The 19026-nt window shown below is 61.6% G+C and carries 15 protein-coding genes and 1 pseudogene; 6 read left to right on the top strand and 10 right to left on the bottom strand.

What is annotated here, in order from left to right; all coding sequences use genetic code 11:
• The first annotated feature begins 94 nt into the window (after window positions 1-94).
• From QRN51_RS12270 to QRN51_RS12255, 4 genes are all read left to right on the top strand, one after another.
• The gene (locus QRN51_RS12270; RefSeq protein ID WP_284990126.1) at window positions 95-826 is read left to right on the top strand and encodes an alpha/beta hydrolase domain-containing protein; all 732 of its coding nucleotides are present in this window, start codon (window positions 95-97) and stop codon (window positions 824-826) included.
• 32 nt (window positions 827-858) lie between these two features.
• A complete protein-coding gene (locus QRN51_RS12265) occupies window positions 859-2490 on the top strand; it encodes an amidohydrolase (protein ID WP_284990124.1) in 1632 nt (543 codons plus the stop codon).
• 123 nt (window positions 2491-2613) lie between these two features.
• The gene (locus QRN51_RS12260) at window positions 2614-3072 is read left to right on the top strand and encodes a DUF3237 domain-containing protein (RefSeq protein WP_284990123.1); all 459 of its coding nucleotides are present in this window, start codon (window positions 2614-2616) and stop codon (window positions 3070-3072) included.
• Between the two features lie 204 nt (window positions 3073-3276).
• Window positions 3277-3675 (top strand): MarR family winged helix-turn-helix transcriptional regulator, encoded by a 399-nt coding sequence (locus QRN51_RS12255; RefSeq protein ID WP_284990122.1) that lies wholly within the window; start codon window positions 3277-3279, stop codon window positions 3673-3675.
• 454 nt (window positions 3676-4129) lie between these two features.
• On the opposite strand, the pseudogene QRN51_RS12250 reads toward QRN51_RS12255, so the two are convergent.
• The 10 genes and pseudogenes from QRN51_RS12250 to QRN51_RS12205 form a co-directional block, all read right to left on the bottom strand.
• Window positions 4130-4806 (bottom strand): annotated as a pseudogene (locus tag QRN51_RS12250) (IS982 family transposase); the annotation flags it as partial.
• A gap of 89 nt (window positions 4807-4895) precedes the next feature.
• Entirely contained in the window at window positions 4896-6365 is a 1470-nt protein-coding gene (locus QRN51_RS12245) for an alpha/beta hydrolase domain-containing protein (protein ID WP_284990121.1), read from the bottom strand.
• A 26-nt stretch (window positions 6366-6391) separates the two neighbouring features.
• Window positions 6392-6766, bottom strand: coding sequence for a nuclear transport factor 2-like protein (locus tag QRN51_RS12240; RefSeq protein ID WP_284990119.1), 375 nt, complete (start codon window positions 6764-6766; stop codon window positions 6392-6394).
• 81 nt (window positions 6767-6847) lie between these two features.
• Entirely contained in the window at window positions 6848-8464 is a 1617-nt protein-coding gene (locus QRN51_RS12235) for an amidohydrolase (protein WP_284990118.1), read from the bottom strand.
• Complete coding sequence (locus tag QRN51_RS12230; protein ID WP_284990117.1) at window positions 8461-10170, bottom strand: dipeptide ABC transporter ATP-binding protein; 1710 nt, start codon at window positions 10168-10170, stop codon at window positions 8461-8463. Before QRN51_RS12230 ends, QRN51_RS12235 begins: the two co-directional genes overlap by 4 nt.
• A 74-nt stretch (window positions 10171-10244) precedes the next feature.
• Window positions 10245-11810 (bottom strand): ABC transporter substrate-binding protein, encoded by a 1566-nt coding sequence (locus QRN51_RS12225; protein ID WP_284990116.1) that lies wholly within the window; start codon window positions 11808-11810, stop codon window positions 10245-10247.
• 14 nt (window positions 11811-11824) lie between these two features.
• A complete protein-coding gene (locus QRN51_RS12220) occupies window positions 11825-12796 on the bottom strand; it encodes an ABC transporter permease (RefSeq protein ID WP_284990115.1) in 972 nt (323 codons plus the stop codon).
• Window positions 12793-13743 (bottom strand): ABC transporter permease, encoded by a 951-nt coding sequence (locus QRN51_RS12215; protein ID WP_284990114.1) that lies wholly within the window; start codon window positions 13741-13743, stop codon window positions 12793-12795. The genes QRN51_RS12220 and QRN51_RS12215 overlap by 4 nt, the downstream gene beginning before the upstream one ends.
• Before the next feature lie 5 nt (window positions 13744-13748).
• A complete protein-coding gene (locus QRN51_RS12210; RefSeq protein ID WP_284990113.1) occupies window positions 13749-15455 on the bottom strand; it encodes a CocE/NonD family hydrolase in 1707 nt (568 codons plus the stop codon).
• Between the two features lie 24 nt (window positions 15456-15479).
• Window positions 15480-16787: an NtaA/DmoA family FMN-dependent monooxygenase gene (locus QRN51_RS12205; RefSeq protein ID WP_284990112.1), complete on the bottom strand. Its 1308-nt coding sequence runs from the start codon at window positions 16785-16787 to the stop codon at window positions 15480-15482.
• 460 nt (window positions 16788-17247) lie between these two features.
• On the opposite strand from QRN51_RS12205, the gene QRN51_RS12200 reads away from it, so the two are divergent.
• The gene (locus QRN51_RS12200; RefSeq protein ID WP_284990111.1) at window positions 17248-17823 is read left to right on the top strand and encodes a MarR family winged helix-turn-helix transcriptional regulator; all 576 of its coding nucleotides are present in this window, start codon (window positions 17248-17250) and stop codon (window positions 17821-17823) included.
• A 37-nt stretch (window positions 17824-17860) separates the two neighbouring features.
• Complete coding sequence (locus tag QRN51_RS12195; protein ID WP_284990110.1) at window positions 17861-19006, top strand: flavin reductase; 1146 nt, start codon at window positions 17861-17863, stop codon at window positions 19004-19006.
• The last annotated feature ends 20 nt before the right edge of the window (window positions 19007-19026 follow it).

Here is a 19026-nt window from a genome sequence, read left to right as displayed (position 1 = left end):
ACTGCCTTTGTGGAACTCAAAGGAAACAGATGATGACCTTGTTCTTATCAAACCAACACCAATTCCACTGAAGACCTAGGATGAGACACTCCACATGATTTACGAGCTTAGCGGTGCGACTGAATCACTATCGCACCTCCCCCAGCAGATCTCGGAGAACGTTGCCGCAATCAAGGACTCTGGCTACGACATCCGAGAGTTCACGATCACCGCCATGGGACCCCTGTTCGCAGAGAACAACGGCGCTATGCCCCACCCGGTGCTCGCAACGTCTTATTTCACTAACCGTGTCATCACTGTCGTCCCGCTCCGACCTGAGAGGTTCAGCGGAAATGTTCATTTCGAGCTTCTGAACCCTTCCGGTGGAGTGGAATCGTCCATGTTCTGGCCCGATGCAGCCGGGTACGTCCTGCGGCGTGGCGACGCCTACGTAGGGCTCACCTGCAAGAGCATCATCGTCGAGGCGCTCAAGAGCAGCGACAGGTATGCGCGATTGTCGGTGGAGCATGACGGACTTCTGTGGGACGCGATCGCAGCGGTAGCACGAGCTCTCCGCACCCCCGCAGGTGGCGGACTGCTTCCGGGCCTCAAAGGGGCGGAACGTATCGTCGCGAACGGATGGTCGAAGTCAGGCAGTTTCCTCCGCAGCTACCTGTCGGAGCATCGTGCACTCTCAAGAGATGAAATGCGTGCTCTGTACGGATCGCTCCAGGTGTATAGGGAACGCGTTGAAAGGCGATTGGCGGAGCTCGTCGAGCGGCGTTGGTACCTGCCTGAGCACACCCCCGCTGCCCTTAACCTTGCCCTCGCCGGCGTCCGATTCTGATGGTCCGAAATGAGATCGACAGGAGACAGGCAATGAATTCCACGATTTTTACAAACGGTTCAGTCTATCTGACCGGGGTCGGTTCGCGACCGGCCTCGGTCGGCGTTGTCGATGGTGTTATCGCTGCAATCGGCCCCCGCGAGGAAGTCCGCGACCGAGTCGGTCATGCTGATGAAGTCGACCTTGCCGGCGGTCTGCTGAGCCCGGGTTTTATCGACGCCCATTTGCACCCGATTATGGGAGGCACGGAACGCGGTCAGTGCGATCTCAATCAAGCGACAAGTCGTGACGAGGTTCTGCGGATCATTGCCGAATTCGCAGCCGCCCTGCCCAAAGATGCGTGGGTGGTCGGCGGAGGTTGGCAGCAGGACCTTTTCCCAAACGGCCTGCCAACTCGCCAGGAACTGGACGCGGCAGCGGACGGCCGCCCGGCCGTTCTACGCAGCGCGGAGCGACACAGTGCCTGGGCGAGTAGCGCGGCTCTACGTGAGGCGGGCATCAACTCGACCACACCTGATCCTTCCGACGGTCGCATCGAGCGAGAAGCGGACGGCTTCCCATCCGGGGCGCTGCACGAGGGAGCCATTATACTCGTCCAGTCCATCGCGCCCGAACCTGACTTGCACGCAATGCATCGCGGGCTGCTCGTTGCCCAGGATCACTGCTTCTCTCATGGGATCACCGGCTGGCAGGATGCCCTTCTCCGAATCCATGACAACGGTGTTGATGCTCTGGACGTCTACCTTCACGCATTGGCTCGCGGCGACCTGATCGCAAAAGTTCGCGGAGCTCTGTGGTGGGATCGCAATCGAGGGACTGACCAGGTTGCCGAGCTGATCGAGCGTCGAGATCGTGCACGAGAATGGGCCCCCCGATTCCGTGCCGACTCCATTAAGATCATGTTGGACGGCACCTGTGCCAACTTCACCGCGCTGCTAACCCAGCCCTACCACGACAGTCACGGCCATCCGACCGATAACCAAGGAATGCGGCTGGTACCGTTTGAGCAGCTGGGGTCTGCCGCCAGGCAACTCGACGCCGCCGGCTTCCAAATGCATTTTCACGCCCTTGGCGATCAGGCAGTTCGTGATGCACTCGATGCGATTTCGCCCCTTCCCCGCCCAGCCGAGCGACGACATCACTTGGCACACTTGCAGGTTGTGCAGCCCAAAGATGCGGATCGTTTCGCCGCGCTCGGGGCGATCGCGAACCTGCAACCGCTTTGGGCCCAGAACGACGCGTATATGCAGGATTTGACTATTCCGTTCCTGGATCCTGACCTTCGCGGGTTGCAGTATCCCTTTGGAACGCTGGAGAAGGCTGGCGCCCGGTTCGCGGCCGGAAGCGATTGGCCCGTCTCCGACATCAATCCAGTCGCAGGTATGCACGTTGCCGTAAACCGGCGAGCTGCGGGAGCCCCGGGCACCGAGCGCTTCCTTCCGGAGGAAGCATTGTCGCTGACTTCGATTTGGGATGCATATACAGCTGGTTCTGCCTACCTAAACGGACAAGAGGACAGAGTTGGCAGGCTTTCCGTCGGATATGACGCCGACTTTGCGATCTTCGACCTTGATCCATTCGCGCAATCTCCCGAGCAAATTGGTGAGGCACGAGTGACGTCGACTTGGGTCGACGGACGTGAAGTTTTCTCTCGCCACGCCTAAGCCTGGGCGGAGCGCGGAAGCGCCTTCTTCCTGCATCTGTCTGCTTCCCTATCAATCTCACAATGTCCGGATCCCGGGCACGATCATGTCTCGCGGAATCCGATCCGCAGAAAGGAGCCCCCCATGCGTGAACCAGGGCTAAAACTTCTCTTCGAGGCCACCGGCGACCTCTCACCAGCCGTCACTATCGGTAACACTGCCCAGGGACTCGAAAGGGTGATTCCTATCCCCGCAGGAGGGCCATTCGAGGGCCCACGTATCCGAGGAACCATGGTCGGAGGCTATGACTGGCAATTGACCCGCCCGGATGGCGTCACCGTCATCGATGCGCTTTATCTTCTCGAAACGGACGACGGTGTCCACTTGCGCTGCCGCAACCGCGGGCTTCGCCGCGGGGATCCGGCTGTTATGCAGCGGTTGGCAGCTGGCGAAGATGTGGACGCTGACGAGTACTACTTCCGATGCGTGCCCGAATTCTCCGCTCCAGCCGGACGGTACGGATGGCTCAACGACAGCGTCTTCGTCAGCACGGGCGCGCGGTACCCTGACGCCATCAAGGTTCGCTTCTACCAACTGACATGATGCGCGGCAATGTAACCGACGTACCGCGAAGCCCAAGGTATGGTGTTGACGATGACAGTGCAACAGGAACCGCCGAGTCCCCCTGACGACAGCTTTCTAACGTTCGTGAAAGCGGCCGGGGATCGCACCGTTGCCGAGCTGGGGCATCTCGGAAGTGGACCCAGCGTGATATTAACGTTGCTCCTGCGGCGCGCTTCGCGGCTGATGGCTGATAGCGACACGCTTGAGCTTCCCGACGGGCTCACCTGGGCAGGCTTCCGCGTTTGCTTCACCTTGTGGGTCGCCGGCCCCCTTGAACCCCACCGTCTGGCCTCGTTCACGTCCATGAGTCGCGCCGCAATTAGCGCCGCACGCAAAGCGCTCGAGGCCCAACAGCTCGTTACATCTGTCGCCTCGTCCACCGACCAGCGTTCAATTCTCATGTCGCTGACGCCACAAGGTGGCGACCTCACCCGCGAGATCCACGAACGCGCTATGCGTAACGCTACTGCGACGCTTAGCGCCCTGACACTCCCCCAGCAGCACATGTTGGTAGGGCTCCTCGGGCAGCTGGTGGGCGATGATACGACCGACATCGATCGGTCCATCACTGACTTGGGATGAAACGATGGACGGCCATGACAGTGCGTTGTGCTTTCCGCCTATGGCGTTGGTAGGGGTTCCCTCAAAACGCCTCGTTGGTTCCGAACTTCCTCATCGTGGCTACGGTTGAGGATTCGTTCGGCGAATTGGTCTCCGTCTTGCCTTCAACGAGTCAGCAAATTCCTCGGCAAGGTTCCGATGGCATCTCTCGAACTTCCCGTTCATTGAGGGTACGCGGCCGCATCTTTAGCGTGGACAGTGCCTTGTCCAATGGTTGTCAGTGAAAGCTCCTCTGCCGCCCTGGCTGTGCTCGGTCTTGTACCTGCCTGACTTGAAACGGAAGTTTCGAGAGGAACATGTACATGAACCGCTCGACATGGCGAGACGAACTCGCTCAAGCCGCGGGTCTGTCGTCGCAGAAGACGCATTCCCGATTTCAGTCCTAGATGATTAATTCCTAATGATTTTGGCGGTTTTAGAGGTCGTAAGCGGTGAGGGAGCGTTTGCGACGGGTGTTGGTGCGCCAGTTGTGCCAGATCCCGGCGGCAGGTGCAAGGAGTTTTGAGGCGGCTCGTGCGTAGACGCCTTCGAGGGTACGTCCGCCGTGGTGTTCCAGGCCGAGTTGGCCTTTGAGCGTGTCGAAGACCGACCCTATCCATTGGCGGATCCCGCCGAACCGACCGAACCGTGGTTTCTCGTCTTTGCGGTTCGGCCGGATCAGCGTGACACCGAGGTCTTTGGTGATGAACCGTTCAAAGTGACGGCCGGCGAGGCCATTGTCGCCGAGGATGACTTGCCCGGCGTGGATGTGCCTGTGCTCGCGCTCGAGCAGCGCCTGGGTGACTTCGCGTTCCCCGAGTTTAGGGTTCGCGAGCCCCCAAATCACAGGCATGCCTTCTGGGGTGCTAATCAGATAGAGCCGGAATCCCCAGAAGAAGCGCCAGTGCGAGGCGCAGGACCCACAGTCTGCGTGGCCGGACAAGTCGGAGCGTTTGACCGTTCCCCGCGACATGCTGCAGGGCAGCGGAGTGGAGTCGATAAGGCGCAGGATCTCGTGCCAGGACGGGCCAGCGTGGTGATGGCCGCAGAGACCAGCGGTCCTGCCGCCCGGACGCGCTTGTTGTACCCGGACTGGTACGGAATCTCCGGGAAGTTAACACCCTCCGCCAGCAATTAACAGACCCCCGGCGCAAACAGCACCGGGGGTCTGCTCTGCATAAGGCCGGCTAGGAATTACTCATCTAGGTGTGTGACGGGTATTTTTCACACGCCGCCCGTATGGCCAGCTCCGTGTGCTCGGGCAGTAGCCAGCCCTGGCTTACCAGCTGGGCAGCACGGCGACGTGCCAGCTGCGCATATGCGGCTTCGCCGCCGTATCTGGCATCGGCCTCCGCCCGCGTGAAGGGGACGTGTTCCCAGGGACGCATGATGTGTCGTTGGCTAGGCACGACCTGCATGCGTGCCAGGGGCAGCTCGATCTCCAGGTAGCGCAGTCCGCCCATCGCGTGCCCGGTCTCGTCGTGTACTGGAACGATCCCCGTGTAGTCGACACCCAGAGTGTCGCGTGTCAATGCTTTTGGCACATCGAACGGGATCGGGTCTGCCCGCGGGGGCGGGGTGCCTTCGCTCCACAGCACCAGATGCGTGATGGTGGCCGCGATGAGCCATTGGCTTCCATCGTGGCGCGGCGGATCTTCGCTGTCGAGGTCTTCTCCATCGGACAGCCCATTCTCAGAGCGTCTCGCTGAGGTAGTAAGTAGCCCTGTCTCATGGCCCCGAGCTGGCACCTGGTAGCAGCGGTACTGGTCGCCAGGCAGGTCGCTGTCAGGGCGCTGGTGCCAGAGGTGCTGTACTGCCTCGTCCTCGCTGAGGTATTCGATGACCGGAACCGGGGGCCGGCTGATGGTACGCCTGTGGTCATCAAGAGCAATAAGGCCAGGCAGCGACTCAGTTGGAGTGAAGCTCGTATCCAGCTCCATCTCCCCGTCTCGGTCGATTTCGACGTAGCCCATCGGACCAAAGCCTCCGCTCGAGACTCCTATGAGGTAGCCATCTATAATCTGCGACTGTGCTTCGTCGCCGTTGGGCACCCCTCCAGCGAGGGCGGACGAGTGCTCCTCATGGAACCGCTCCGAGAGGTAACTGCGGAGGAAACTTCCGGATTGGGACCAACCAGTGGCGAAGCGCCTCGACGGCGCACGCAATCCAAGGAGCATACCTCCAGCCTCCTCTTGATGCGTTGCCCCCGCTACTGAACCCAGAAGATCCCAGATCATGCTGTCATGCGGGATCAAAAGAGATCTGTAACGCTCCGGATCGCGGCTACGAAGGTCAGCAATAGTTACCGACTTGCAAGTCACCCCGAGGTAGGCATCGCCGCGGGCCATCAGGTGGAAGCCGGCGTCCGGCCAGAACATCGGGAAGTCTGAACCGCTTGATGGGTTGAGTAATTCAATATGGACGACGCCGCTGAAGTCGGCGTCACGCTCCGGAGCGATAACCAGCACCCGTGTGGCGTATCGCTCGGACGAAGGGATCGCATCGGGTGTCCGAAAAACGCGGGCTTCACCGGATACTCGGTACTCGCGGCTTCGATATCCTGCCGAAGCCAGCGATGGATGGGTCAGTGTGTCCCACCCATCCGGGGACAGGAATGGCGGTCGGTCCGCGAGTTGGGCGATCTCTTCTACGAGAAGGTTCAGCTTGGGCATTACACATTCCTCTATTTTGAATGTACTCATCGAATTCGGGTGATCTTTCGCTGGTCGAGCGTATACGTCATTTCTCCGGCCAGCTGGATGATCTCGCCCTTGACGTAGGGGCGGAGCGGAGAGTCCGGCCAGTCCTCGATGACTTCGAGCGTGTTCTGGACCAACGCGCGGATATGCTTCTCGTCCGCCTCCAGAACTTGCGCACTGACGTTCTCGCGCAGATGGCGCCACGCCACGCGGTAGAAGTCAAAGAATGCGTCACGGCCCACGAGGTCGTCCATCGCGCCATCCCAGTCAAAGACGATCTCGATGTGCAGGTAGCGCTGGAGTGCGCCGATGTCCTGTGAATTGAACGCAGACAGATAATTGTCGTACCAAGTTTCAAGTGAAACATCCTGCATGGTTGATCCTATTCTTCGAATACCGTACTGAGTGGGGCGGCGGTGGCTCCAGAGCGAGTCATGATCGGCCGTGGGCCGCGTTCACGTGCGCCGCCCGGCCACGAAGGTTGCAAGAACCGGCACATCCTCTAGTGCATCCGCCTCGACTGTCAGCGGGTCTGATTCAAAGATGGTGAGATCCGCGAGAGCGCCAAGTGCGATCACCCCTTCGGTTGTCTCCGTGCCGTGAAGAGTCGCTACGGCCGACGTGTAGGCCGTCAGTGCCTGCCTGGCCGTAACTGCTTCCGCGGGCAGCACGGGGTCCATGTCGGTTCCGGGTGCGCGCCGCGTCCGCGCCATGGCCATGATGGTCCGTGGATCGAACGGCCCGGTTGGCCAGTCCGAACCCAACGCCACGACGACTCCCGCCTCGATAAGGGAGCGCACGCGGAAGACAGTTCCGGTTCGCTCGGCAAGTCTGCGTGAGAAGACACTGGAGCCATCGACACCGAGCGACATGGCAGCATGTGCCGGCTGCATGCTGGCGATCGCGCCGCTAGCGGCGAACTCATGGACGAGTTCGTCGTCGGCGATCTCGACATGTTCGATGCGGTGCCGTGGGGAGTTCTCCCGCCGTTCAAGCGAGGCGATGACGCGCAGCGCGTGTTGGACCGCGGCGTCACCAATGGCGTGCGTTGCCGTGGGGATCCCGGCGTCGTGGAACTGCCGCAGGGCGGCCGAGTACTGCTGGGGATCGTCCCAGACTGAACGGGTCGATTCGCCGAAGGTGTCCGCTTCGCGGAGCCACGCTGTACCGTTGTCGATTGTGCCGTCGAGGAAGAACTTGGCGCCCTCGATCAACCAGTCCCTGCCACCTATGCCCTGCATGCGCATGATCTCATCGATCGTGTAATCGCCGTCTTGCGCCCCACTGCGGCATACCGGTGAGAGCCGGACCCGCAGTGGCAGGTCTGTGTCTGCTTCGATTAGCTCGAGAGCAGTCACACAGCTGTGATCGAACGTGAGGGAGTGTGTCGCGGTCAGGCCGCTGGCCGCCATCTCGCGCAGCAACTGCAGGAGTGCGTCGGCGCGCTCCCGGTCGCTCTGCACGGGCGCCATGTCTTCGACGAGCCGCATCGCGGCGAACTCTTTCAGGTATCCAGTCGGTGCTCCCGCCGTGTCGAGCACGACCTCGGCGGCGCCTGGCAGCGGAGTCAGCCCGGTAATCCCTGCCTCTTTCAACGCGCAGGAGTTCGCCACACCAGCATGGAAGTCGATAAGACGGAGGAAAACGGGATTCTTCGGGCTTCCAAGGTCGAGGGGTTCACTGTTTGGGTCTCCCTCGAACACTTCGGGATGTAAGTCGCGACCGATGATCCACTGACCGGGATCCAATCGCTCTGCCTCCGCCGAGAGCCTCGCGGCCAGTTGCCTGGAATTCTGGACTTCACCAAGGTCGATGCCGCGCATGCCGAGCAAACCGTGCACTGGGTGTGAGTGCGGGTCCGACAGACCAGCGCAGACAGTAGCGCCGGCGAAGTCGTGGTGGGCTGTGGAGCCGGCTACCGGCCAGTCTGCCGCTTCGGCGGAAGTGCCGAGGGCGACGATTCGTCCTCGTCGCACTCCAAGCGCGCTGATTCCGGTTTGGCCTCCCTCACCGGTATCGATGCGCCCGGCGGTCACGACGAGGTCGAGGGGAACGTGGGAGTCACTGATCATGCTGTATTCCTTTCTTGCGCCAGCTCGGTGGCCTGAAGCAGCTGTTGTGTGTATTCCTCGCGCGGGACTGAAAACACCGTTTCTGTTTCTCCGTACTCGATGAGTTCCCCGTGCCGCATTACGGCCACGCGGTGCGAGAGGTGCCGGATGACCGCGAGGTCGTGCGAGATGAAGAGCATGGTCACGCCCGTGCGCGCTTGGATGTCGACTAGGAGATTGAGGATCTGCGCCTGTACTGAGACGTCGAGTGCGCTGGTTGGCTCGTCCAGCACGATAAGTTCCGGGTCCGTCGCCAGGGCGCGTGCAATTGCGATGCGTTGACGCTGTCCACCCGAGAATTCGTGCGGGTACCGTCTTGCCGCGTCGGCCGGAAGCGCGACAAGTTCGAGACACTCCTGCACTCGCGCCGCGACGGCGGGGCCGCGCCGGCCTTGGGCTGACATGGGCTCAGCGATCGACTGGCCTACGGCGTGCCTTGGGTCAAGGGTGTCGTTAGGGTCCTGAAAAACGATTTGCACTCGACGGCGATGGTCGCGTAGTGCACGACCCCGCAGGGATGCGAGGTCCACTCCTTCATAACTTACCGTTCCGCTTGTTGGGGCCTCGATACGCATGGCCAGCTTCGCGAGGGTGCTCTTGCCCGAGCCCGATTCACCGACCACACCGAAGGTCTCGCCGCGACGAAGACCGAAAGTGATGCCCTTGAGCGCTTGGGTATGACCAAAGGACGATGTGCGGTAGTCCTTGGTGACCGCGTTGAAACGGACGAAGGATTCGGGCCCCTCGGGATCCCAGCCGATGAGCGTCGGGGTTGGCTCGACGAGCGTCAAGGTCGTCGCTGAGGGGCGGGCCTCAGAATCCGCCGACGATGCCTGCCGCTCCATCACTTCGCTGACGACGCTCAACCGTGTCCGGGGCGCGATATGAGCTCCAGGGGCGCACTGGAGTAGTGCAGTGGTGTAGGGGCTCCGGGGGGACTGCAGCACCTTCCCTGCCCCGCCTTCCTCCACGATTCGGCCCTTGTACATGACGTTGATGCGGTCGCAGTTGGCCCCGATCATCGTCAGATCGTGGGAAATCAAGAGGATGCCCAGGTTGAGCCGGTCCCGAAGCTCGAGCAGCAGAGACAGGATCTGGGTCCGTACGGTGACGTCGAGCGCAGTGGTCGGCTCGTCCGCGACCAGCAGTGCCGGATCGGCCGCGAGTGCAATGGCGATCATTACACGCTGCCGTTGGCCGCCCGAGAGCTGGTGGGGATATTGGCGCATGCGCATCCGTGGATCCGGCATGTGTACCAGTTCAAGGAGTTCAAGGGCTCGTGCGCGGGCTGCCTGGCGAGTCGCGAGCTTGTGGATACGCATTACCTCGACAATCTGGTCGCCGATGGACATTACCGGGTTGAGCGCTGTCATTGGCTCCTGGAAGACCATTGAGGCCACTCGCCCGCGCATCGCCCGGAGCTGACGTTCGCTGGCTGTTAGAAGGTCGCGTCCTGCGACCTCCAAGCGCTCGGCTTGGATCATGGCACTCGGTGGAAGCAGCCCCATCGCGGCCGTGGCGATCGTCGACTTGCCTGATCCGGATTCGCCGATTATGCCGACGACCTCACCGGGGGCGACATGCAGCGAGACGTCGGATACCACGGGCGCGCCCGGGCCGTAGGCGATGCTGAGCCGCTCGACGTGGAGGGCATGCTGCTGGTTCATTGCTCAGTCCTTAGTTTAACCGGGGGGTTCCCGCCGGAAGGCGGGAACCCCGTTCGCTGCTGGGCTTGGACGTCTCAGCCTTGGAGCCAGGCGTCTTTCAGGTGCATCCGACCCATGAAGGGGTCGGGCTTGTAGCCCTGCACCTTCGTGGAGAGGAACTCGTAGCCGAGTACGCGCGAAGCAGGAATCAGCACCAGTACATTTTTGGTGTATTCGTCTGTTGCCTGCTGAGCCAGCTTTTGACGCTCCTCGGGGTTCGGCTCGTGGATCATCTGCAACACGATTGCGCGGGCCTGTTTGGCATCAGGGTTTTCTCCCCAGAAGTCGAGCACGCTCCCGCTCGTAGGTGCGAAATAGCCACTGATGTCGGACTGGGCGATGGCCGGGATCATGATCAGTCCGGAGGGAGCTGGCGCTCCGCCGAAGATCGCTGAGATCGTCGACCAGGCTTCTGCTTTGAGGTTGAGTGTGATCCCGACACGCTTGAGCTGTTCTTTGATCACTTCGAGGATGGGGACATCGGCCGCATTGATGTCTCCCGCGTAGGTGAGGTCGATGGAGATATTGCTGAGCCCCGACTTCTTTATCAGGCTCTTCGCCTCCTCGAGGTCGTGCTTGTAGTAAGGAGCATCAGCGGGATTCTGCTCGAGTTTGCGCGGATCGCCTGGCGGTATCGGCAGTGCTGACTCGCCCTTACCGGTCATGCCCACGCGGATGATCTCGTCGCGGTCCATCGCGAGCGAGACGGCACGGCGTACGTCGATATTCTCCAGCGGCGTCCCGGCTGCGGAGATCATCAGGGACATGTTCCGCAGCACGGGCGCGGCGCCCGCAACGAATCCCGCGGCCTTGGCCTGGTCGGCGATGACAGGGTCGGTGACCTCAGCCGCCTCGAGAAGGCCTTGCTGCAGCATAGCTAGCCGGGTGGAGTTGTCGGGGGCTTGCACCCATTCGATGCCGTCGAGTTTGACGTCATTGGCACTGTGGAACTTCTCGTTCTTCTTAAGCGTGAGCTTGACGCCGTCCTGCCAGCTGTCGAAGACGAACGGGCCGGAGCCGTCGGCCGAGCGCATGCGCTCATCCTTGGGGGTGCTCTCGTACCATTGCTTGCTGAAGATAAACATGCCCGACCATGCCGAGGCGATCGGAAGGAAGGAGCCGTTCGGCTGGTCGAAGGTGACTACGACCTTGCCGCCGTCGGCGACACGCGCCTGTGAAAATCCAGCGAGCTGGTCGGGCGCGTTGGGCGCGGCGGCGGAGATTGAGTAGGCGACGTCCTCGGGGGTGAGCGGTTTACCGTCTGCGAAGGTGACGTCATTGCGGATGGTGAAGTCGAAGGTCCTACCGTCGGCAGACTCTGTCCAGGCGCTGGCGATGCCCGGCTGGATTTTGCCGGCTTCGTCGACGGTGAGCAGCGTCTCGTACATTTGGGCGAGCACGATGCGGTTGGCCAGAGCTTGGGTGCCTTCGACAGGGTCCAGACCACCGACCACCGGTAGGGAGTCGACGCCGTAGCGGAGTACCCCGCCAGTTCGTGGGGAATCTTGTGACGTTGGGGCCGGGCCGCTGCAGGCGGTCAGAGCAAGTGTCGTTGCGAGTGCGGCGCCGATGCCGACTCGCAGGAGCGTGCGTTTCTTCATGCTTGTTACTCCAATCAGTAAATGTCGGTGGTGCGTGTGGTGGTGTGCTGCCGGTGGGGGTCGGGCGTGAGGTCCTCCATATGCTTCGTGGCCCCGCGGGCCGGTCTCCAGCCGGCGATCAGCGCCATCAGGGCGCTCCACCGGGTGTGGGAGCCGCCGCGGATGACCCTCTGTAAACCATCAGCGAGCAGGTTCCAGGCGACCACTTGCAGAAGAATGAGGATGGCAGGCAGCACGATCAGATGTGGATACACGAGCATGTACTTTTGAAACTCATTGACCATTCGGCCGGCGGAGGGGCTCGGGGGCGGCGTACCTTGGCCGAGGTAGCTAAGGGTGGCCTCGACGAGGACGGTCTGGCCGGCGATGCCGGCCGCGGTGACAAGCAGGGGTGTGAGTACGTTCGGAAGGATGTGCCCGGTCGCAATGCTCCAGCGAGAGCACCCTGCAATCTCGGCTGCAGTCACGAAACCGCGTTCTTGGACGGCGAGCATGGGACCTCGCATGATGCGCGCGAGTACCGGGGCGAACAACACCGTCATGGTCACGAGAAGTGTGATCATTCCCGGCCCAAGAATGGCCTTTACTACGAGTGCCATGAGCAGGCCGGGAATCGAGAGTACAAGATCGGCGCCGCGCATGATAATCAAGTCCCAGAGACCACCGAAGTAGGATGCGACAAGTGCCAGGGCTGTGCCCACAACCGCTGCAAGGAGCGTGGCAACTACAGCGAGCAGCAGCCCGCTGAGCGCTGCGGTCGAAAGTCGGGCCGACATCTCTCGTCCTAGATTGTCGGTGCCGAGCAGGTGCTGGGGCGATGGAGCGGACAGGGCGGTGGATCCGTAACCCTCCGCATCGACTCCGGGCAGCAGGCTCGTCAGCGCGAAGAGCGCAAGGCCGGCGAGCAGAGCGATTCCGAGCCACAGCTCCCAGTTTCCGCCTCGCTTGTGTGTGTGACGTCTTGGGGTTTGTGCGGTTGCGGTCACTTCTTCACCAGCCTTACTCGAGGATCAATCAAGGGGTAGCTCACGTCGACGAGCAGATTGATCACGACGTAGAACGCGCCGAGGATCACGACGTAGCTCTGGATTGCGGGGTAATCGCTCGTGTTCATCGCCGTGATAAGTGCGGTCCCCATCCCAGGCAGCGAGAACACGTTTTCGATGACGACGGTGCCACCGATCAGAAGTGCCAGCGAGGTTCCGATGACCGTAACGACCGGGATCATGCTGTTACGGAGCGCATGTGCGAAGACGAGTCGTAGATGAGAGGCGCCCTTGGCGCGCGCGGTGCGAATATAGTCTTGATCGAGGGCATCAAGCAGCGAGCTGCGTACATAGCGGGTCAGCACGGCCCCGCTTGTGATGCCGAGCACGATGCCGGGAACTAGCAAGGACATGATGTTCTTTGTAGGGCTCTGCTCCCACGGCACGTAACCAAGTAGGGGAAGGCGGAGCGTCAGCGAGTTGACGACCACCACGAGGGTCGCGGCGATGAACTCCGGTAGCGCGAGCAGGATGAAGGCGAGTGCTCGGATCGAGACATCGGGTACCCTGCCACGCCAATAGGCCGAGGCCGTTCCGAAGCTCAATCCGAAGATCACCGCGACGATTGTGCCGATGACGGCCAGTTCGATCGTTACGGGCAGGCGGGTCGCGACCTGATCCTGGAGCAGTACGGGCAAGGTCAGCGAGCGGCCGAGGTTGCCCGTGAGCAGTCCGCCGAGCCATGTGAGGTACTGCTCGGGCCAGGGCCGGTCCAGACCTAGTTGCGCGCGGATGGATGCGATGTGTTCGGGTGTGGCGGAGTTGCTGTTGACGATGTTGGCAACCGGGTCACCTGGGATAAGCCGGACGATCAAGAAGCACAGCACCGAGAGGGCAAACAGCACAGCAACTGCGGCTGCTACGCGTCCTGCAATATAACGGAGCAAAGGACTCACCACTGCCCGTCGCGGACGGAGGCCTGGTCGACAGGTATCCGCAGACGACTGTCGTAACAGGGCCCCGCCAGCAGTGTCCAGGCGCCGCGGTTGCGCAGATCCTCGTGCAGGATCTGCAGCGGAGGTCGACCGGCAACTGGGGGCCGCACGTTGTAGTCTCTGCCTTGCACCACGAGCATCAGGCTCTCGCCTGCGGCGAAGTGGGTCGCCTGTGGCCAGACCTCAATCTCAAGTGGTACGGGCACTCCGGTTTCGAGCGTTTGTTCGCCCGTGTGCGGGTGCCAAGGTACGAGTGCTGTCGAGCGAACCGGGTCAAGTGCGCGATGGCTTGCACGCAGCCATCCAAGGGCGACCGGACCATCGGAGAACAGGGCATTAATGGGAAAAGTCACGTCGTCTCCAGCGCGATCCAGCTTGCGCACGATGACGAAAACGTCTGCGTCGAGCGCGGCCTCCGGAGCGGCCCCTTCGCCGAGGTCGACGCGCAGCCACAGCCGAAGGGACATCGGGCCGATGAGGTCGGTGTCGCGGTCGAAGACGTAGCGGAGCTCCACTGACTCACTGAGTGGGTCGATCCGCAGCTCTCCGGCTGGCGTGACCTCAGGGGTGAGCTGGCGGGTCGCCATGTCAAGGTTTAACGAACGGTAGTCCCCAGCAGGGGGCCAGAAGGCCTGCTCAACCCACCGCGCGCGATTCTTGCGGGGATCGTCCCGTACCTCGAGCCGTACACTCGGCCACCGCTCGAGCCCGCGGTCCTCCCCCTTTAGGAAGGTGTCAAAAAACGCGAGCTGTCTGGCCCGGCTTTCCGGGGCGTAAAACTGACGCCATTTCTTCTGGCCGTGCACCTCAAGCCACTTTTGTTCGGAACCTATTGCGGAGTACGCCGCGAGCGTGCCACGAGTGTGGAGGCCGTGGTCGCTCCAGGACGCGACCACATATGCCGGGATGCCGATCTCATGCAGTTGCCCGTATTTATCGGCGTAGTAGGGATCGTCGAGTGGGCGGGCTATTACGTTCGCCTCAGGATCTTCCGTGCCGTTCAGCGAGTACGATACATTCTGGGAGACCCGGGGCCGGAAGCCGGTCTCGGGAATGCCGCCGTGGTAGGCGAACTCCCGATACCAGTCCGAGAAGCACTCCCACGGGTTGATGGCCTTCAGCGACGGTGGACGAGCAGCTGCCGCCTGGTACTGACTTCCCGCCAGGTAGGACACGCCCAGCATGCCGACGTTACCTGAGCACCAGTGCTGGCTGCCGATCCACTCGATAGTGTCATAGAGATCCTCGCGTTCCTGGGGGCCGTTGTGCGGGAAGATTCCCTCCGAATGCCACAGTCCGCGGGGGTCGACGAGCACGACGGCGTAGCCGTTCGCGCACCAAAACACGGGATCGGGCGCCTCGAAGCCGGTCAGAGGCGAGATCCACTCCGGGTCAACGTCTGCCCCCGGGAACATGCGGTCCGTGACCCAGTGTTTGCCGTAGGGTCCCCATGCAAGCAAAACAGGGTAAGCCTCCTCGGACTCCGGGAGGTAGGCGTCAGCATAGATGGTCGTGTTGTCACGGAGGACGATGGCGAGGTCCTTCTCGAGCCGCAGGCCATGTGTCGTGATACTCTCCCGCCGCAGAGGCGGCGGCGCCGGTTTGCCGACGACCTCGCTCGGATGAACGCCAGGCCGGGTGATTGTCGTTCGTGATGTCTTCATGGTTCCCTCGCTGATCGTCATCGGTCAGAACCGCACATTCGGGCGGGGCAGGCCCAGATGGTCGCGCAGAGTAGTACCTGTGTACTCGCTACGGAAGATGCCGCGGTCCTGTAGCTCGGGCACGAGCTTGCTGCAGATACGTTCGAACCCGTCAGGGTTATAGGGGGCATTGAGGTTGAAACCGTCACACGCCCCTGAGTCGAACCACTGCTGCATTCGATCTGCCACCGTGGATGGGGTTCCAACGATCCACTGGTGGCCGGTGGATCGTGCGCGGTCAAGAACCAGCTCGCGAAGGGTAAGGCCGCCGTCCACGGCCTTACTCCGGAAGATGTTCTGCCTGCTGCTCAGCCGCTCCGGCGCTGGGAAGCGGTCTTCCGGGATACGATCATCGAGGTCGATGTCATCGATATCGATACCGAGCTGGGCTGCGATCTCCAGGCGCTCTTGACCGTAGTCCAGCAGTTCCCCGAGCGCGTGCGCAATCTCATTCGCCTCGGCTGCAGTGTCGGCGACCACCGGAACGATGCCCGGCAGGATCTTGACGTGGCCGGCGTTGCGGCCGGCTTCCGAGATAAGCCCTCGACACTCCTCGGCGAACTCCACAGCAGCGGGAAGCAGAGACTGGGCGGTGTAGATTGCATCAGCTACAGCGCTTCCGAGTGCTTTGCCTGGCCCTGACGAACCGGCCTGCACGATCACCGGGCGCCCTTGAGGTGAACGTGGCCCCGGGATTGGACCCTCGACGTTGAAGAATTCTCCCTCGAAATTGAGCCGGCGCAGCTTTCCGGGATTGAGCCATTGAGCGGCGGCACGGTCGGCGAGCACTGCGTCGTCCGACCAACTGTCCCAAAGCGCGAGCACGACCTCCACGAACTCTTGCGCACGGCGGTAACGCTCGATCGGGTCGGGCACTTGTTTGATTCCGAAGTTGGCGAACCCGTCAGTTGAGGTTACGACATTCCACCCTGCCCGGCCTCCCGAAAGGTGGTCCAGTGCGGCCAGTTGACGAGCCGCGTTGTAGGGCTCGGTGAAACTGGTCGAGAGCGTACCGATGAGGCCGATTTTCGTCGTGCGGGCCGCGATGGCAGAGAGCACGGTCATCGGCTCGTAGAAGCCGTTCATCATCGTGTCTCCGCGCATGGCTCCGTTTGCGTGGGAGATGTCGCCGAAGAACACCGCGTCCAGTTTGGCCTTCTCGGCCATCTGCGCAAGTGATACTACGAATTCGAGGCCCGGGACCTCTTCGGCGCGGCTACCGGGAAGCCGCCAGCTGTTGCGGTGGTAGCCCAAGGGCAGCAGGAAGGTCGTGAGGGTCATCTGGCGGGTCATGCGATGCCTTTCGGGTACTTGGGGTCAAGGGAGAATTGCGGCTTTCACTGGTAGTCAGCCACACAATCCCGATCGCGTTCTGCCAGGGCAGCCCACATAGTCATAGTGAAATGCGGAAATCCGCCCTAGAGATCCGTGGCAAACATTCCGGGCGGGGATATCGGCCTATGCCGTTCGGTGACGACTTTGACATGCGCTCCATCCATTTTGGCAACTTCACTGCGGCGCCTTCCTGGCCCGGCTCGATCGTCTTCGGCGGCTCCACTTTGTGCTGGAGATCACGCTAACACCGCTTCGCAAAGTAGTCAATGAATGAACTACTTTGAGCGAAAAGTCCGCCCAAGGCCTTGCTTTTACAGAGCAATAAACCCAAGATGGTAGCAAATAGCTGAACTAGTTCCACAGATCGAGCGCTTCTAATCTGGGAGCAGACCTCCTCATCGAGGCAGAGAGAGTGCAAATGAGCGAAACAGTCGAATCTCCGGACTTTGCGACGGCTAACCAGGCCGGGGACCGCTTTGGCACGTTCCTTGATCGTGCTCGGAGCCGCGCCCGTGACGAATTCGCCGACGCAAGATTGGAGGACGCCGCCGCAATCGGTTTGCTGCTTCGCCGTGTCAATCGCCTCATGTTGAACGACGCGGAGGATGAGGTACTGCGGCCAGCAGCTCTCTCCTGGACCGAGTTCAGGGTCTGCTTCTCGCTATGGATCGCGGGTCCGCAGCAGCCGCACGAAGTTGCCACCTCTACGGCTATGAGCCGGGCCTCAGTCTCCTCCACGATGAAGACGCTTAAGAAGAAAGAGCTGGTCACGACGCGCGATTCCACGACCGACCTGCGATCGATCGTTATGACCCTGACCCCAACCGGTAGCGAGTTGGTAAGCCACGCGCACGCCAGGCATCTCGCTCTCATCGACGAGTGGCTCAAGCCTCTCTCCGCACCCGAGCGGATGGTTTTGCAAGGACTCCTCGGCCAGATCATGCTCGGGCCGCGCGCCCGGCCCTATGCCGACGGACATGCCGTGAACAGCTGACCGCGACGAAACTCCTCAAATACACGAAAGGCCATTCATGCCAGTGAACCTCCCGCAGCTTCCTCCCATCGATGACGTCGCATTTCGCAACGTCATCGGCCACTTCGCCTCCGGCGTAACCATCATCACCACCACAGAAGGTGACCAGCTGTTCGGTACTACAGTCTCGGCCTTCAGTTCACTTTCAGTTGACCCGCCGATGATACTCGTCTGCTTGAACCAATCGAGCAGCACGCACGATGCACTCCTGAGCACCGGGAAATTCGCTGCGAATGTGCTCTCGTCCGCCCAAGGCGAGTTGGCAGTACGATTTGCCCGTCCGCTTGATAATCGTTTTGAGGGGCTCCGGCTTGAGACCGGGGCTGCAGGCCAGCCACTGCTCCCTGGTCGGCTCGCAGGTATGGAATGTGCCGTGGAAGAGACGCACGTCGGGGGTACCCATACCGTCTTCTTCGGGCGGGTGCTTAGCGCGGAAGCCCACCTCGGTGAGCCACTCGCCTATTACCGCGGACAGTTCGGGGAGTTCCATGAGACACGCGAACGCCATGCATTCCTGGCTGCTCGCCGGTGGATCCTGCAGCGGGCGGTGACAGTGGGCCGTGAGGTCGACCTCGAACACATGGCATCAGACTTTGGCATCACGACGACTACCGTCTACAATACGCTGATGCGGCTGACCGCAGCAGGGCTGGTGGACAAAAACGAGGCTGATGGTTCCTTCACCGTCACACCGCTAACGGCAGATGCAGTCGATGGCGTGTATCGCACCCGTTACGCGCTTGAGAGCGGCGTGATCGATAAATACCTTAGCGACGCAACTGATGACGAGATCGCCTCGCTCGTACTGGACGCCCAGAAGCTTGCCGCGATGCCGCTGGAAACCAGCGGTGACCTGGAGGCTTTCCTCGAGCGGAACCTTGACTTCCACGCAGCGGTCGTCGGGCTGGCGCACTCACGCGACCTGGTTGACCGCTTCCGGGAGTGCAGCCTCGCTGCGGCTTGGCTGGGAACCTACGACGACAAACTTTGGCAGGAGCGCCGCGGCCACAATCTGCTGGCATCCTATGTGCGCGCCCTAAGCGAACGCGACGTGGACGCTGCAAAGGGGCTTTTACGTGAGCAGAACGGCCTCGTCCGCGGCGCCGCCCGCAGCGCTGTACACGCTTGGGGCGGAGTGTTCTAAATGGCTACTGCCCTTCCCGT

Origin of the sequence: Arthrobacter sp. efr-133-TYG-120, assembly GCF_030209785.1 — a bacterium.
In the GTDB taxonomy this organism is placed as follows: domain Bacteria; phylum Actinomycetota; class Actinomycetes; order Actinomycetales; family Micrococcaceae; genus Arthrobacter.
This window is presented reverse-complemented; position numbering and strand designations above follow the sequence as displayed.

What these genes read in the sequence shown, in the direction of transcription:
- QRN51_RS12235 (WP_284990118.1), bottom strand. Translation starts at nt 8,464, where the DNA reads ATGATCAGTGACTCCCACGTTCCCCTCGACCTCGTCGTGACCGCCGGG.
- QRN51_RS12240 (WP_284990119.1), bottom strand. Translation starts at nt 6,766, where the DNA reads ATGCAGGATGTTTCACTTGAAACTTGGTACGACAATTATCTGTCTGCG.
- QRN51_RS12230 (WP_284990117.1), bottom strand. Translation starts at nt 10,170, where the DNA reads ATGAACCAGCAGCATGCCCTCCACGTCGAGCGGCTCAGCATCGCCTAC.
- QRN51_RS12210 (WP_284990113.1), bottom strand. Translation starts at nt 15,455, where the DNA reads ATGAAGACATCACGAACGACAATCACCCGGCCTGGCGTTCATCCGAGC.
- QRN51_RS12195 (WP_284990110.1), top strand. Translation starts at nt 17,861, where the DNA reads ATGCCAGTGAACCTCCCGCAGCTTCCTCCCATCGATGACGTCGCATTT.
- QRN51_RS12270 (WP_284990126.1), top strand. Translation starts at nt 95, where the DNA reads ATGATTTACGAGCTTAGCGGTGCGACTGAATCACTATCGCACCTCCCC.
- QRN51_RS12255 (WP_284990122.1), top strand. Translation starts at nt 3,277, where the DNA reads ATGGCTGATAGCGACACGCTTGAGCTTCCCGACGGGCTCACCTGGGCA.
- QRN51_RS12200 (WP_284990111.1), top strand. Translation starts at nt 17,248, where the DNA reads ATGAGCGAAACAGTCGAATCTCCGGACTTTGCGACGGCTAACCAGGCC.
- QRN51_RS12245 (WP_284990121.1), bottom strand. Translation starts at nt 6,365, where the DNA reads ATGCCCAAGCTGAACCTTCTCGTAGAAGAGATCGCCCAACTCGCGGAC.
- QRN51_RS12205 (WP_284990112.1), bottom strand. Translation starts at nt 16,787, where the DNA reads ATGACCCGCCAGATGACCCTCACGACCTTCCTGCTGCCCTTGGGCTAC.
- QRN51_RS12265 (WP_284990124.1), top strand. Translation starts at nt 859, where the DNA reads ATGAATTCCACGATTTTTACAAACGGTTCAGTCTATCTGACCGGGGTC.
- QRN51_RS12225 (WP_284990116.1), bottom strand. Translation starts at nt 11,810, where the DNA reads ATGAAGAAACGCACGCTCCTGCGAGTCGGCATCGGCGCCGCACTCGCA.
- QRN51_RS12260 (WP_284990123.1), top strand. Translation starts at nt 2,614, where the DNA reads ATGCGTGAACCAGGGCTAAAACTTCTCTTCGAGGCCACCGGCGACCTC.